This is a genomic window from Anaerotruncus sp., from assembly GCF_057433415.1.
Genome location: NZ_DBMDHH010000018.1, coordinates 1 through 14,172, shown reverse-complemented (window position 1 = coordinate 14,172; position 14,172 = coordinate 1). Strand labels below are relative to the sequence as shown.

16 protein-coding genes are annotated in these 14,172 nt (G+C 58.4%); all 16 read right to left on the bottom strand.

Annotation, left to right across the window (positions count from 1 at the left end):
• Positions 1 to 5: 5 nt before the first annotated feature.
• Positions 6 to 2,219, bottom strand: a complete 2,214-nt coding sequence (locus tag ACZO3G_RS06825; protein WP_276872311.1) for a penicillin-binding transpeptidase domain-containing protein — start codon at positions 2,217 to 2,219, stop codon at positions 6 to 8.
• 213 nt (positions 2,220 to 2,432) lie between these two features.
• Positions 2,433 to 2,939 carry a cell division protein FtsL gene (locus tag ACZO3G_RS06820; RefSeq protein WP_276872313.1) on the bottom strand — a complete coding sequence of 169 codons (507 nt, stop codon included), beginning with the start codon at positions 2,937 to 2,939 and terminating at the stop codon, positions 2,433 to 2,435.
• A gap of 16 nt (positions 2,940 to 2,955) precedes the next feature.
• Complete coding sequence (rsmH, locus tag ACZO3G_RS06815; protein ID WP_276872315.1) at positions 2,956 to 3,885, bottom strand: 16S rRNA (cytosine(1402)-N(4))-methyltransferase RsmH; 930 nt, start codon at positions 3,883 to 3,885, stop codon at positions 2,956 to 2,958.
• Between the two features lie 3 nt (positions 3,886 to 3,888).
• Complete coding sequence (gene mraZ / locus ACZO3G_RS06810) at positions 3,889 to 4,308, bottom strand: division/cell wall cluster transcriptional repressor MraZ (protein WP_101549382.1); 420 nt, start codon at positions 4,306 to 4,308, stop codon at positions 3,889 to 3,891.
• A 53-nt stretch (positions 4,309 to 4,361) separates the two neighbouring features.
• On the bottom strand, positions 4,362 to 4,628 hold the full coding sequence (locus tag ACZO3G_RS06805; protein ID WP_276872317.1) for a hypothetical protein: 267 nt from the start codon (positions 4,626 to 4,628) through the stop codon (positions 4,362 to 4,364).
• Positions 4,625 to 5,206, bottom strand: a complete 582-nt coding sequence (locus tag ACZO3G_RS06800; protein WP_101549380.1) for a hypothetical protein — start codon at positions 5,204 to 5,206, stop codon at positions 4,625 to 4,627. The genes ACZO3G_RS06805 and ACZO3G_RS06800 overlap by 4 nt, the downstream gene beginning before the upstream one ends.
• Before the next feature lie 373 nt (positions 5,207 to 5,579).
• Complete coding sequence (locus ACZO3G_RS06795) at positions 5,580 to 6,401, bottom strand: tyrosine-type recombinase/integrase (protein ID WP_277138641.1); 822 nt, start codon at positions 6,399 to 6,401, stop codon at positions 5,580 to 5,582.
• A gap of 29 nt (positions 6,402 to 6,430) precedes the next feature.
• Positions 6,431 to 8,047, bottom strand: coding sequence for a recombinase family protein (locus ACZO3G_RS06790; RefSeq protein WP_486846971.1), 1,617 nt, complete (start codon positions 8,045 to 8,047; stop codon positions 6,431 to 6,433).
• A 490-nt stretch (positions 8,048 to 8,537) separates the two neighbouring features.
• Complete coding sequence (locus ACZO3G_RS06785) at positions 8,538 to 8,732, bottom strand: transposon-encoded TnpW family protein (RefSeq protein ID WP_002596234.1); 195 nt, start codon at positions 8,730 to 8,732, stop codon at positions 8,538 to 8,540.
• A gap of 14 nt (positions 8,733 to 8,746) precedes the next feature.
• A complete protein-coding gene (locus ACZO3G_RS06780) occupies positions 8,747 to 9,589 on the bottom strand; it encodes an ATP-binding protein (RefSeq protein WP_002596233.1) in 843 nt (280 codons plus the stop codon).
• Positions 9,586 to 10,380: a replication initiator protein A gene (locus tag ACZO3G_RS06775; RefSeq protein WP_006356266.1), complete on the bottom strand. Its 795-nt coding sequence runs from the start codon at positions 10,378 to 10,380 to the stop codon at positions 9,586 to 9,588. Before ACZO3G_RS06775 ends, ACZO3G_RS06780 begins: the two co-directional genes overlap by 4 nt.
• 72 nt (positions 10,381 to 10,452) lie before the next feature.
• On the bottom strand, positions 10,453 to 10,839 hold the full coding sequence (locus ACZO3G_RS06770; protein ID WP_087369062.1) for a cysteine-rich VLP domain-containing protein: 387 nt from the start codon (positions 10,837 to 10,839) through the stop codon (positions 10,453 to 10,455).
• Positions 10,829 to 12,454, bottom strand: a complete 1,626-nt coding sequence (locus tag ACZO3G_RS06765) for a relaxase/mobilization nuclease domain-containing protein (RefSeq protein ID WP_486846969.1) — start codon at positions 12,452 to 12,454, stop codon at positions 10,829 to 10,831. The genes ACZO3G_RS06770 and ACZO3G_RS06765 overlap by 11 nt, the downstream gene beginning before the upstream one ends.
• The gene (locus ACZO3G_RS06760) at positions 12,426 to 12,824 is read right to left on the bottom strand and encodes a plasmid mobilization protein (protein ID WP_002596229.1); all 399 of its coding nucleotides are present in this window, start codon (positions 12,822 to 12,824) and stop codon (positions 12,426 to 12,428) included. Before ACZO3G_RS06760 ends, ACZO3G_RS06765 begins: the two co-directional genes overlap by 29 nt.
• A gap of 497 nt (positions 12,825 to 13,321) precedes the next feature.
• Complete coding sequence (locus ACZO3G_RS06755; protein ID WP_002586615.1) at positions 13,322 to 13,534, bottom strand: helix-turn-helix domain-containing protein; 213 nt, start codon at positions 13,532 to 13,534, stop codon at positions 13,322 to 13,324.
• Positions 13,527 to 13,949, bottom strand: coding sequence for a sigma-70 RNA polymerase sigma factor region 4 domain-containing protein (locus ACZO3G_RS06750; protein WP_002586616.1), 423 nt, complete (start codon positions 13,947 to 13,949; stop codon positions 13,527 to 13,529). The genes ACZO3G_RS06755 and ACZO3G_RS06750 overlap by 8 nt, the downstream gene beginning before the upstream one ends.
• Positions 13,950 to 14,172: the final 223 nt, after the last annotated feature.

Genomic DNA, 14,172 nt, shown 5'->3' with positions numbered 1-14,172 from the left:
GGCCGTCATTCGGTGACGGGAGCGGTGCTTTCAACGCACTGAATGGTGACGACCGTCCCGGCCTCCACCTGCTCGCCCGCGGCGGGCGTCTGGGAGGACACCACCTGGTGGGTACCCTCGATCTGCTCGCCCGAAATCGAGATGTTGAGCCCCGCGCCCACGATCGAACGGTTGGCCTCCTCGACCGTCTTGCCGACCACGTCGGGCACCGGGATGAGGTCGCCCGCGCCCTCCTCCTCGGTGTAGAGGACGATGGTGCCGCCCTCGGGGATCGTCTCGCCCACCTCGGGGATCTGGCGGAGCACCTTGGTGCCGTTTCCGACGACGCGGTATTTCAGCCCGCTGACGCGGCATTTGTACTGGGCGTCGTGCAGGTCGAGGTTGATGAGGTATTCCGCCTTGGTGGCGACGTTCGCGAGCTCCTCCTCGGTGTACTGCGGCTCGATGCCCATGTAGGGCAGGGTGTCCGCCAGCACCGCGCCGACGATCGGCGCCGCGACGGTGGAACCGTAGGCGTTGTAGATGTCCGGGTCGTCGATCAGCACGAGGCAGGCCACCTGCGGGTCCTCCACCGGCGCGAAGCCGAAGAAGGAGAGGGTGTTCGGGGTGCGGCCCTCCGACTTGAGCTTGGGGCTGTCAAGCTGCTCGGAGGTGCCCGTCTTGCCGCCCACGCGGTAGCCGGGGATCTGCGCCTGGCGGCCGGAGCCGTTGGCGACGACCTGCTCGAGCATGAGGCGCATCTCCTGGGAGATGTCCTCCGAGACGACCTGCCGCTTGACGACCGGTTCGGTGTTGGAGATGACGTTGCCCTCCGCGTCGACGATCTGCTTGACGATGTAGGGCTGCATCAGCTTGCCGCCGTTGACCGCCGCGCTCGCGGCGGTAATCAGCTGGATCGGCGTGACCTTGAAGGTCTGGCCGAAGGAGCTGGAGGCGAGGTCGTTGATGGTGTAGCGCGCGTGGTAGATGCTCGTCGCCTCGCCGGGCAGGTCGATGCCCGTCTTCTCGGTGAGGCCGAAGTTGGAGAAGTATTCGGCGAAGTTCTGCGCGCCCATGCGCTGGCCGATATCGATGAACGCCGGGTTGCAGGAGTTCATGATCGCGTGCTCGAGGTCCTGCTGGCCGTGGCCCTCGCCGCGGCTCGCCCAGACCCAGCAGTGGTAGGGGGTGCCGTTGACCGTCGTGGCGCCCGAGCAGTAGAAGGTCGACTGCCGGGTGACCGCGCCGCATTCCAGCGCGCCCGAGGCGGTGATGATCTTGAAGACCGAGCCCGGCTCATAGGGGTCGGAGATCGCGTAGTTGCGCCACTGGGCGTACCACGCCTCCCGCAGCGCCTGGTCGTACTGCTCCTTGGTGGCGACCGTCTTGAGGTTTTCGAGCTCCTCGCGCTTTTTGTCGTCGAGGATCTCGTAGGGGTTGTTGGGGTCGAAGTCGGGCTTGGAGGCCATCGCGAGCACCGCGCCCGTCTTCACGTCCATGACGACGCCCGTCACCCGGTTGCGCACCTTGTGCTCGGGCAGCGCGATCTCGAGGTTCTTTTCGAGGAAGTGCTGGATCGTCTCGTCGATCGTCAGCACGAGGGAGTCCCCGTCCTTGGCGGCGTACTCCTGCGAATATTGCAGGTCCATGTCGACGCCGCGGCTGTTCTTCATCGAGACCACGCGCCCCGGCGTGCCGGCGAGCACCTTTTCGTAGTAGCTCTCCAGCCCGTAGGCGCCGTGGTTGTCGTCGTTGGCAAAGCCGAGCACCGCCGAAGCGAAGTTTCCGTAGGGGTAGTAGCGGCGGGTGTCCTGCTCGAGGAAGATGAGCCCCGTGAGGCCGTTCTCGCTGACAAAGGTCATCAGCTCATCCGCCTGCGGCTTCTCCACCTTGGTCTTGACCACCTGGTAGAGGGTGCCCTTGAGCGCGAGCTTCTTCTGGATCGACTCCTTGTCGAGCTCGAGAAACTTCTCGAGCGCCGCGGTGACGTCCGACTCCTTTTCGGGGGTGTCGATCAGCCCAGGCGCGACGCACACCGACCAGACGGTCGCGCTCTTGGCGAGCGGGTTGCCGTTGGTGTCGTAAATCGTGCCGCGCTTGGCCCCGATGCGCTCGCTGCGCAGCTGCTGCTGGAGCGCGCGCGCCTGGAGGGCCTCGCCCTCGACGACCTGCAGCTTGAAGAGCTGGTGCAGAACGACGCAGAAGCCGAAGACGATCATCGCCACCAGTACGACGATCATCCGGCTTCTCATATGATAGGTTGGAGGCTTTGCCATCTTAATATACCAGTCCTTTGCAAAAGTTACGGGCGCGCAGCCCCGCGAACCGGCGGGATTGCCGTCGAAAAGGGCGCAAAATGCGAGGAAAGCAAGAAGTACGGACGGGTACGCGGTCCCTCCCTCAATCCTTCTTGCTTTTCGTGCCACTCTATATTTATGGATGCGCCATCCGTTTTAGTCCTCGCCAAGCCGTTCCTTGACGTTGATGATCGCCAGCTCGACCTTGTCGAACAGCGACTGCTTGGGCGATTCGCTTGTCAGTTCGATCTTTTCCCCCTCGCTCAGGTCCACGTAGGTGACCTGGCTTTTGTCCACCGGGAACATGCCGAGCGTCTGCGTGGCATAGTCCTCGACGTTGCGCAGAGAAATTTTGGCGTCCAGTTCCGCCGTCAGGCGGGTGTATTCGCTCTGCTCCTTTTCGAGCAGCGAGGTCTGATGGGCGATCTGCTGGCTCAGCTCGGTGAGCACCGCGCGGCTGTAAAGCATCGTGACCACGATCCCCACGACCACGGCGGCCGCCGCCACAATGCCCAGCACGGCGGCCGTCCGGCGGCGCGCACGCGCCTTGACGCCGGGGTTCGCCACGACCAGGGTCGGCCTTTTCACCCGCATCCGCGGCTTTGGCTGGAACCGGTCCAGATCGTAGGCAACGCTGCCGTTTCCGGCGTATCGCGTCTGCATGGCGCCTTCCCTCCTTCTATAGTTTCTCAATGATGCGCAGCTTGGCGCTCTTGCTGCGGCTGTTGGCCGCGAGCTCCGTTTCCCCCGCCTCGATGGGTTTTTTGTTCACGAGTTTCCCTTTGGGCCGGTTGCCGCACACGCACACCGGAAAGTCCGGCGGACAGGTGCAGCCCCTGCAAAGCGCCGCATACCGCTGTTTGACCATGCGGTCTTCCAACGAATGGAAGGTGATGATTGCCATGCGCCCGCCGGAGCGGAGTCTTTCAAACGTTTCGCCGAGAAAAACAGACAGGCTGGAGAGTTCCCCGTTTACCTCAATTCGGACCGCTTGAAAGACGCGCTTTGCAGGATGCCCGCCCTCGCGTCTCGCCCTTGCGGGGATCGACGCGCTAATCAGTGTTGCCAGTTCTCCGGTAGTGGCAATGGGGCGCTGCGTTCTGGTTTGCAAAATATGTTTAGCGATCATCGGCGCGAATTTCTCCTCGCCGTAATCGCGGAACACCCGGCACAGTTCCTTGAAGTCATAGCCGTTGATCACGTCGTAGGCGCTCAGCCCCGACTGGGACATGCGCATGTCGAGCGGCGCGTCGCGCATGTAGGAAAAGCCCCGCTCGGGGGTGTCGAGCTGGTGGGAGGAGACCCCCAGGTCGAGCAGGATGCCGTCCACCCCGTCGATCCCCAGCCGGTCGAGCACGCCGTTCATCTGGGAAAAATCGCTCTGCACGACGACGGCGCAGGGATAGGGCGCGAGCCGTTCGGAGGCGGCCTTCACCGCGTCGGGGTCCTTGTCGAGCGCGACCAGCCGTCCGGTGGTCAGGCGCTTTGCGATTTCGGAGGAGTGCCCCGCGCCGCCCGCCGTCCCGTCGACGTAGACGCCGTCCGGGCGGATGGCCAGGCCCTCGATGCACTCGTCCAGCAGGACGGGGCGGTGTGAAAATTCCGCCATCGCCTAGAACCCCAGCTCGTCCATCGCGGTCGCGATGGACTGGGCCGTAAGCTGCTCGTTCTGCTTCTCCCAGCGCTCGCTGTCCCAGATCTCGGCGCGGTTGGAGACGCCCGCGATCGTGACGTCCCGGTCGAGCCCCGCGTATTCCCGCAGGTGCGCCGGCAGGAGCACCCTGCCCTGCTTGTCCGGCTCCGCCTCGGCGGCTCCCGCGAAGAAGAACCGGTTGAGGGGGGCGGATTTGCTGATGGGCAGCTCGTGCAGCTTTGCCGCGAGCTGGTCCCACTCGTCCACCGAGTAGACGAAGAGGCAGTTGTCGAGCCCGCGCGTGATGATAAAACGCTCGCCCAGCTCCTCGCGCAGCTTCGCGGGGAAGTTCACCCGGCCTTTCGCGTCGATGCTGTGGGTGTACTGTCCTGTGAGCATTTTATCACCTCCCTCCGGGCTTGTCCGCCACTTGGGTGGCGATTCCTCCACTTTTAACCACTTTTCACCACTTTTACCTCTTTATTATACTTGCCGCAGATAAAAAATGCAAGTGCTTTTCTTTTCCAGCAAAAAAAAGACGCCGAAATTTTCGGCGTCTTTTTGTCGAATTTAGCCTGTTTTATCCCCTCAAAGCCCCATTCGGGAGCGGGTTTCCAGCATTTGGCCGCCGCGCGGGAACTGTCGAAACTTTCCAGCGGAAACAGGGGCCGGAAGCACCTTCGCGCGCGCGATGGAAAAGAAGCGCCCGGACGGCTCAATCGTCCGCGTCCTCCCCCCACGGCGCCGGTTCCGGGGCGCGCCGCTCGCGCTCCGCATTCTGCTGCAGCCTCCAGTCGGCGACCAGCGCCGCGTCCCGCTGGGCGTCCAAGACCTGCACCTTCCCGTCGCACCCCATCGCCTCCGCAAGAAGCCGCAGCAATTGCAGCGCGCTGGTGAAGGAGACGCGCACGTTCCTGCCCACCCACGTCAGAAAGCCCTGCCAGCTGTCGTTCTGCCGGTAGATCACCTGCACGACGAAATCGTACGGCTCCTGCATGGTGGTTTCCAGCTCCCGGCGCCGCTCATACCGGAGCGTGTCCAGCGGAACCGGCTGGCGGTTCGCCTGGAGCTGGCGGCGGCTGCTGAAATAGCGGACATCCCTGTCCGCGCATGGAAACCGGAGATAACGGTAGATCGCGTCCAGTTCCAAAAAGAGGTCCCCGAGCCCGTAGAAGCTCACCGGCTCCGGGAGGTAGACGTTGCTCAACGTCCCGGCGGGCTGTCCCTCCGCCTCCCGGCTCAAGCGGATCAGGACGATCTCCGCTTCGGTCCCCAATTGGCCGTAGTTGACTTTCATGACCTTCCATCCTTTCGCAAAAGAAAAGCTCCGGCCCCGGAATACGGCCCGGTTTGCAACATAATGCGTATTATGTTGCAGTTTTAAAACCTCGCTCTATTTTAGGCTACATAATCTTCCCTTATTATGCAACAAAATGGCAATCTTCGCAATAGGCGGCCCGGATTTTTCGCCGTTTGGGGCCGCCCGGGAGTATGCCGAAAATGCGCGTCAACGGTCCCTCGCCGCTGATGTGCTTTCGTGCAGGCCAAATACCCCTGACAGGCGCGCGTCCAAAGCCGGCGGAGCTGTTTTATGCCTGATATGACCATTTTTCGGCCCGGTTTGCAACATAATACGCATTATGTTGCTTTTTTGTTTCCCGGGCCTTTTCTCAGGGCACAAGGCCCAGCCGGTTGATGAGGCCGGCGTACTCCGTCTCGTTCGTCGCCGTGTAGATCCGGGTGGTTTCGGTGCTGGCGTGGCCCAAAAGGGCCGCCAGTCCGGCGATGTCCCGGCTCTGCCGGTAATAGGTGCAGGCGAACAGGTGGCGCAGGTTGTGGGGATAGACCTTTCGCGGCTGCACCTTCGCGTCCGCGCTGAGGCTTTTCACCGTGCGCCAGACGGTCGACCGGTGCATGGGCCTGCCGCTGCGGGTGACGAAGACCGGGCCCGACGTGATCCCCCGCTCCCCGCAGTAGCGCAGGAGGATGCGCCGGAGGCGGTCGGGCAGGGGTACGACCCGGCATTTCCCCTTGCAGCGGATGGCCGCCCGGCCCTCCAGCACCGCCTCCTTCGTGATGAAGGGCAGCTCGCTGACGCGGATCCCGACGCCGCACAGGGTTTGCAGCAGCGCCTCGGCGCGCGGCTTTTTCCGGCTGCGCGCGGTCTCAAGCAGGCGCAGGTAGTCCGCCTTCTGCAATTCGCGCGACCGGTCCCGAAACGCCTGACGCTGAATTTTTAACAGCCGCACCCGGCAGTCGGGAAGGCCCAGGTAGGACAACAGGGCGTTGACGGCCGCCAGCATGGAATTGACGGAGGACGCCTTATAGCCCTCGCCGACCAGATAGCGCTTGTAGGCCACCACCGCCTCCCTGTCCAGCGCCCGGCCCTCCGCCAGGAACCGGCCGAAGCGCGCGATATCCCGGCGGTATTTGCTTATGTGTGATAAAGAAGCAATAGAAGTGCAAAAAATTTTGCCGTTCCTATCCGACACTTGGCCATTGTGTCGGATAGGTCGGGCGGTTATTCGGGCAAGTCAATCTTGCCGACAAAGCTGTAATAAATCTCAATGTCCTGCCTGCGGGTGCCGTTCTCATCATAGCTGCACTCATGCACCACAATTTTCTCGATCATTTCCCGCAAGAGAGTGGGGGTCAGTTCTTCAAAGGCAAGGTGCTTGCGGACAATGCCCATAAATTTCTCGGCGTTGACGGTAGCTGCCTGTGACTTGTCCAGTTCGGCTTGCAGGGCGGCGGCTCTCTTTTTCAGCTCCGCTTGCTCGGCTTCGTAGTCAGCCGACAGTTCCATGAAACGCTCATCGCTGATTTTGCCGTTTACATTGTCCTCATACAGCCGCTTGATAATGCGGCTGATTTCAGAAATGCGTTCCTGCGCCTGTTCAAGCTGCTTGATGGCTGCGGCGGTCTTTCGCTTGCCGCCGATCTCGTTCTGCTGGACAAGTAGTTTCACAAACCGGCTCTCATGCTTGGCTGCGTATTCGGTCACTTGCCGGAGATTTGCCAGGACACCAGCGGTCAACAGATCGGTGCGGATAAAGTGCGCCGTACAGTTGCGGGTGCGCTTCTTGTAGCTGCCGCAGATGTAGCAGTCCTGTTTGCGGTCTTTGTTCTGATACCGCTGCTGATACAGCACATGGCCGCAGTCGGCGCAGAACAAAATCCCGGAGAACAGCCCCACTTCATCGTAGCGGTTCGGGCGTTTGCGCTGTTTGCGTAACTCCTGCACCCGTTCCCATGTTTCCTTGTCGATGATCGGCTCATGGTGGTTCTCGAAAATGGCCTGCTTCTCGACGGGGTTCTCTATGCTGTGCTTGACCTTATAAGAAGGCTTTTCCGTTTTGAAGTTCACCAGACATCCGGTGTACTCTCGGTTTTCGAGGATATGAACGACGGTGTTGGTCGCCCATTTGCACTCATAGCCTGGGTGATAACGGCGGGTGCTGCCTGTCCGCTGATATTCCAGCGTCCCCGGCGTGGGGATTTGCTGCTCCGTCAGCATACGGGCAATCTTGGTCGGGCCGTTCCCGGCAAGGCAAAGCTGGTAAATCTGCTGCACCACCGGGGCGGCTTCCTCGTCTATAATAAAATTCTCGTCCTCGTCCATCACATAGCCGTAAACCGGCTTGCTGGTAACAGGCTTGCCGCTCATGCCTTTTGACTTTTTCACTGCCTTGATTTTCTTGCTCGTATCTCTCACCAGCCATTCATTGAACAGATTTCGCAGCGGGGTAAAATCGTTGTCCATGCCCTCGCTGGCACTGTCCACATTATCGTTGACAGCGATAAAACGCACACCCTTTTGAGGGAACAGCATTTCCGTGTAAAACCCTACCTGCAAGTAGTTTCGCCCTAACCGGCTCATGTCCTTGACGATGACCGTACCCACTTTCCCGGCTTCAATGTCTGCAAGCATGGCTTGAAAACCGGGGCGCTGGAAGTTCGCGCCGGAAAAGCCGTCGTCGGTGTACCAGCGCAGGTTGGTAAAGCCATTCTGTTTTGCAAAGGTTTCGAGTATCCTTTTTTGGTTCGATATGGAATTACTCTCACCTTGCAATTCGTCCTCATGGGACAATCTCGGATAAAGGGCGGTAATGAGGTTTTGGGTGGCTTGTCTTAACATAAAATCCTCCGTTTCCGACAGCCAGCCCCACTATTCCGTGGTTTCATTGTACCACGGAACGGCGGGGGCTGTACAGCGGCAAAAGCGTTAAATTTGCTTCTTTACAGCTTTTCAATTTTCCGATTTTTATGGTATGGGTTGTCGTCCCATATTTGCAGTAGAAAAGTTCATAACTCCGTGGTATACTCTGATTTAACAAAAAAATCAGAAGTTAAAGGAGAAAACATGAAGTATACAATAGATGAATTAACCGCGGCCAAAAGGCAAATTGATTCAACTCTGCACAAGCTAAGAGAAACAGTAAAAACATTTGAATCAAAGGATAATTCCGAGCGTTATAAATCACAAATCACATTGGCAAAGAGAAGAATAAAAGCCTTTGAAATTGCAAATTATTTTATAGAGAATGAGATTAAGAATTGCTAAAGCACTTCCGATTTTCGTTCCAGCGGTCATGCTCCCTGGCATGGCCGCTTTTCCATGCCCCGGTTCACGCCGGATAAGTCGGCTCCTGTGTAGCAGCGGCTTCCGCTTCCAGTACCCGCGCCATTTTGTCGGCGGCTGTGGTTGTGGTGTCTTTCTTGAAATAGCCGGACACGACAAGGACGGAATTGCCCATGCGGATTTCCGTCACACAGTCAGGGCGGCGGGTGGTGCGGGTGTCGTGCTGCTTGTTATCTGCCATAGGCAATACTCCTTTCAGTCGGTAATCAGTTTCTTCATGCTCTCCATTTTCCGCTTGGCGGTTTCCTGCCGGAAGTTGTCGCCGGTAAAGCGTACCGGGACGCACATGGAAAGCAGGCGGTCATAAATCCGGGAATGGGCGGTGTCCTCCGGGTTGTGCAGGTCGTCCAGCGTAAGGTTGGTCGTGACGATCAGCGGCTTGCCGCTGCGGTAACGGCTGTCAATCACATTGAACACCTGTTCCAGCCCGTATTCCGTCCCGCGTTCCATGCCGAAGTCGTCAAGGATCAGCAGCGGATAACGACAAAGGCGGGAAATGTACTCGTTGCGCCCCTCAAAGCTGGCGGCAAGGTCATTGAGGATAAGAGCAAAGTTCGTCATGCGGACGGGGATTTCTTTCTCCATGAGGGCGTTTGCGATACAGCCTGCAAGGTAGCTTTTGCCGGTGCCTACGCCGCCCCAGAACAGGCAGCCGATATTGTCTGTCCGCATATCTTCCCAATGCTCCACATACCGGCGGGCAAGCCCGGTCTGCGGGTTCCTGCCGTTGTCGTTCTCGAAAGTCCAGTCCCGCATGGTGGGGTCGGTAAAGCCCCGGCGTTTCAGTTCTTCCACGGTGTCAAGGTGTCTGCGCCGCTTTTCGGCGGCTTCCCGTTCCTCGCGGGCGGTTCTCTGGCAGTCGCACTCTGCCGGGTGGCGGTCGCGCCCGAAGATAGCGGCCTTATCCGGCGCAAAATAGGCTTCTTTCGGCTTGCGGCACTTGCCGCAGTACAGTAAACCGTCCTCGCCGGTGTAGTCCTCCGGCTCCGGGATGGTGGTCGTCATATTCTCCAAAACCGCGTTGATTTCATTCTTCATAAACTCTCGCCCTCCTTGCATGAGTAGTCTGGTATGCCCTTTTTAGGGGCTTCCTTTTTGTCGTTCCCCGCCCATATCCGCAGGGCGGCGGCATAGTTCTGGTAGCTTTTCCCGTTGGCGGCAAGGTAGCGGCTCATTTCCTCGATGAACCGTTCCAGCCTGTCAGGGTACTCTGCCTGCAACTCGTCGTATTCGGTCTGTGACAGAAAAATATTTCCATATCGGCCATAGGGCGCGGACGGCCCCCCACTCACTCCCTTTGTTTGGCTCTCTGTAAGGTTGTTTATAGTAGTTTGGTTAGGGGACGGTTTTCCGACCATCATAAGGTCGGTTTTCTGACCATCAGTAGGACGGTTTTCCGGCTCTATGAGGGGCGGACTTCCGGCCATCAGTTGGTCTGAAAACTGTACCTGTGGCACTGGCGGTACTTTGACATAAAGCCGGTTCGGTGCGGAGAAGCCGCCCCGTTCCCGTTCCAACAGCCCCGCCGTGTCCAGTTCATTAAGCGCCCCCTTGATGGTGGTGCTGCCTTTATCCAGTATTTCTGCTATCTCCGCGATGGGATAGATAATATAAATCCTGCCCTCGTCGTCCAGCCACTTGTTTTTCTGGGAGAGGGTGGAACGGTCTAACAGCAGCGAATACAGCAGCTTGGCGGTCTGTGAAATCTCCATTTTCAGCAGGAAACGGGGATACGGCAGATAGGCGGGCAGCCGCGTGTCTGCCCTGATATAATCAGCGATAGGATCACCTCCCTGTGTTCGGGTTGATTTTGGCGTATTGTCACGCATTAAAACGCCGTTTCCGGGGGAAAAGGATAAATGTATCGCGTACCCTTTGACACCCACGAAAAAAGCCTTGATTTATGCGGGTTTGAAAGGCTCTAAAGCGTGACATCTCTGCCTTTGTTTCCGCTTTCTCTCGGCGGCTTTGATTTTCTTCATGCGTCCGGCGCAGTCGGGGCAGTATTTCCCACGGTTGGATTTGGGGACAAATGCCGCGCCGCAGACCGCACACCGTTTCCGGCTCCCCCGGTACAAAAGGGCTGCGGCCAGCTCCCCGTCAAGGGGCAGGACAGCCACACGGAACCAGCGGCACATGAGGGAAAGGGAAATGCTCTGGACGCACACGCAAGGCTCCCCGTCGTCCAGCAGCAGGCAGTTCCCCTCGTCGTAGTTACAGCACTCATGCACCAGCCGCCGCGCCCGCCGGTGCTGGCGGTAGTCCATTCTCGGTAACTTATCGCTCATGGCTCTGCTCCTTTCTGCGGTGGAGTTCCTCCCGGCGCAAAATCTGGTCGATGTTCCGCTTGACGGTCTGCAATTCCTTGAACCGCTGTTTCTGTTCGTGATAGGTGTTATACAGGCCGTCTTTCTCGGAGATAAGCTGCTCGATCTCGGCCTGCAACGCTTTCCGGGCGGGCAGCTTGGTAATGCCATGCGCCTTGAAATACCGGGCTGCTGCGTCGGCTATGATAAAATCGCTCTCATGGGCCTGCCGGTATGCGGCGCGGGCTTTCTCGGATTTCTGTGCCCGCAGCCCGTCGCGGGCGGCCTTGGTCTGGGCGTAGGCCAACACCTGCCGCTGCAACTTCTTTTTCCCTTGCAGCTTCGTTTCCAGTGCTTTCAGTTCGCCGCTGGTCTGGCGCATTTTCTGATAGGCGGTGTCAACGGCGGCTTCTAACTGCTCCGGGGAAGTAAAGCCGTATTGCTGGTAGACGGACAGCGTTTTGGCGGCCTGCTTCAGATTGTGTATCTTCGCCCAGCGTTCATAGCCCCGGCCTTTGCCCTCGGCCATTTTCTGCTCAATGTCCACAAGCCGCTGCACTCCGTCCTGTTTCGGGGCGGCTATCTCGGCTCTGGCAACCTGCAAGCGGTCTTTTATGGTGCGTGGGGGATCGGGGGATCTGGCTGGCGCTTCGGCTGCTCTGGCGGCGTTTTGCTCTAAAACGGCAAAGACAGCGGCGCGGTCAAAATCGTCGCCCAGCTTCCGGGCGGTAATTGGCTTTGTCCTGTCCGGCGTGAGGTAGGAAAGCCGCCCCCGGCTCTCCTTGACGGTCACACCCTCCTGCAGCAACAGAGAGGAAAACTCGTCAAAGCTGGCGGCGGTGGCAAGGGCTTTCCGTAGGGTCTGCCGCAGCTTCTCCTTGTTCGTTTCAAACTTGGTCTGCCGGGGCGTGATACTATCGGCAATCATGGGGGCGTTCTGCTTGTCCAGCGCGGCCTGTCCCTTTTTCTGCGCCCAATACTCCCGGTCGGTGACGCGGTTCTTGCTGCCGTTCAAGAGGTCGATTTGATAAAGCCCCTCCCGGTGGCACATCTCCATGACTTCGGATTTGAAGTAGCGCAGGGCAGCGTCGGTACATCGGTGCTTGCAGCCGACTTTCGTATCGGCCGGCCTGTCCATGTAGGGCAGGAACGGCACTTCCTCAATCCGCAGGCTGTTTATGACGATATGCACATGAATGTTGCCGCTGTGGTTATGCCCGTCCGGGTGGGTGCAGACAAGGGCCTGGTGGCCGGGAAAATGCTCTTTACAGAATTGTTCCCCCAACGCCTGCGCCCGGTCTACGGTCAGGCCGTTGTCCGGCCCGTCCCGCGGGTCAAAGCTGATGATGTAGTGGTGGCTTTTCACATCTTCCCGCCGCTGGTTTTTCTGATAGCGGAGATTGGCCCGCATACACGCAACGGCAAAATCCTCCCCGTCGCAGTTCAGCGTGGACAGCCGGTAGTCCTCGCGGGGGATAAGCCTGCCGGTTTCATCAAGGACGGGCTTCATGGTAAACTCGTCATGCTCAAAGAGAAGATATTGCTCGGCGGCTCCGTAGTCGGCGTTTTTAGAGTTGATATGCTTGAGTGTTGCCAACCGCGTCACCTACTTTCTTGAGGACTTCATACTTGAGGACGGCAAGGTCGGATATGGCGGCGCGTACCTCGCCGGAAAGGGTGTTGTAGGGTACGCCGTATTCGTTCAGATACCGGGCAATCTGATTGAGGTTGCCGCCGATCCTGCCGTACTCGGCTGTCAGCTTCCCGACAGCGGAAAGCAACTCGTCATTGACCGACGACACATGGACAACCGGGCGTATGGTCGCCCGCCGTATCGCCTGCCGGAGAAATTCGGACTGGCTGATACCATAGGGCGCAAGCCGCGCTGTGAAGTCGGCATACTCATCTTCGGACAGCCGGGTTTTCACAACGCGGCTGCGGTGGGGCGTGTTGTATTTCTTTCGCATGGTGTGACCTCCTTTCTCGCCCGTAAGGGCGCATGAGCAGGGTTTGGGGAAGGCACTCCCCAACAAGTTTCCCGCGAGGGGCAAAACTGCAGAATTGCGGATTTTGGCACCGTGGTAGAAACTTGCTCTCCGTGACTGCAAACTTTCTCTCACTTCCGTCCGCCACTTTTTTGGAAAACTGCAACCACAAAAGTTTGTTTCTCTTTTTCTGCTACTACTAATCCTGTAAAGGGCATTCCTGCCCGCTTTCGCTAAAATGACACCGGACGCAGTGGTTTCTACCCGGTGTTGGAGAAATCCTTTCTCTTTGCCCTCTACTACGGGTAAATGCTCCAAATGCCAAACACCAGGGCAGAAAAATTCCCTCCTCGCTTACTACTACAACCGGCAGGGGGCAAAATGGCCGGGAGCGGAGCCGGACAACAAAAAAAGCAGTAAATCTTTTTCAAGACTTACTGCTTTCGCTGGCCGCGTCGGTGGCGGCTGGTATTCAGTTTTTATGACTTGTCCGGTGGTTCGTCAAGCCGGAACTTGAATTGACAGTCAATTAACCGCTGCTTTACATAGTCCTCCACCTCGGCGTTGACCTGCCCGTTCACTTTTGAGAAATAGCGGATATATCCGGCGTAGTGGAGCAGGACAGCGTTCACGGCTTCTGGGTCGCCCTCACGGGCTTTGAGGATTGTTTCATAGGGGAGAAGTCTACTCATACCGGCTCACCCCCATTTCTTCGCGTAGCCGCTGCAAGGCAAGCTGGATATGCCGCCCCGCTGTGCTGCGTGACCGGCCAATACACGCGCCGATCACGCGCTGCGGCTGGCGCAGAAAGTAATAGCGCAGGATTTCTTCCCGCGTCTGCTCCGGCAAAACAGAGATCGCGTCGGCAAGGGCGGCGTTGCAGAGCAGGACGGTCTGACCGCAGACGGTAAATGGGTATTCCTCGTCCGGCTCCGACGCGGCAAACTGGACAAACTTCTCGTTCATCAGATAGTCAAGGGAAACTTGCCGTTCCCATTGCCGTTTAAGCTTCAAAATCTTGTCCAAGGCGGCACAGCGGATAACAGTCTTGCAAAAGGCGTTGTACCTGCGCTGGATATATTCTTGATAGGCTATCTGGTCGGTCATGGAAATTCCCCTTTCTGAATAATAGTGCGGGGCGGTGGCACTTCTTGCTGTCGCCCCTTGATTGCCTACCAGCAAAGGCGGGCGGGGCTGTCAACGGCTGCGCATATGCGCCGTTCATCTTGACCGTTGACTGGCTCGGCTGGGTTTGCTATTTACCCGACAAACTTGAATTTATTTTAAGCTATCACGTTTTACCTTCTTAAGCCTTACTATCATTACCATA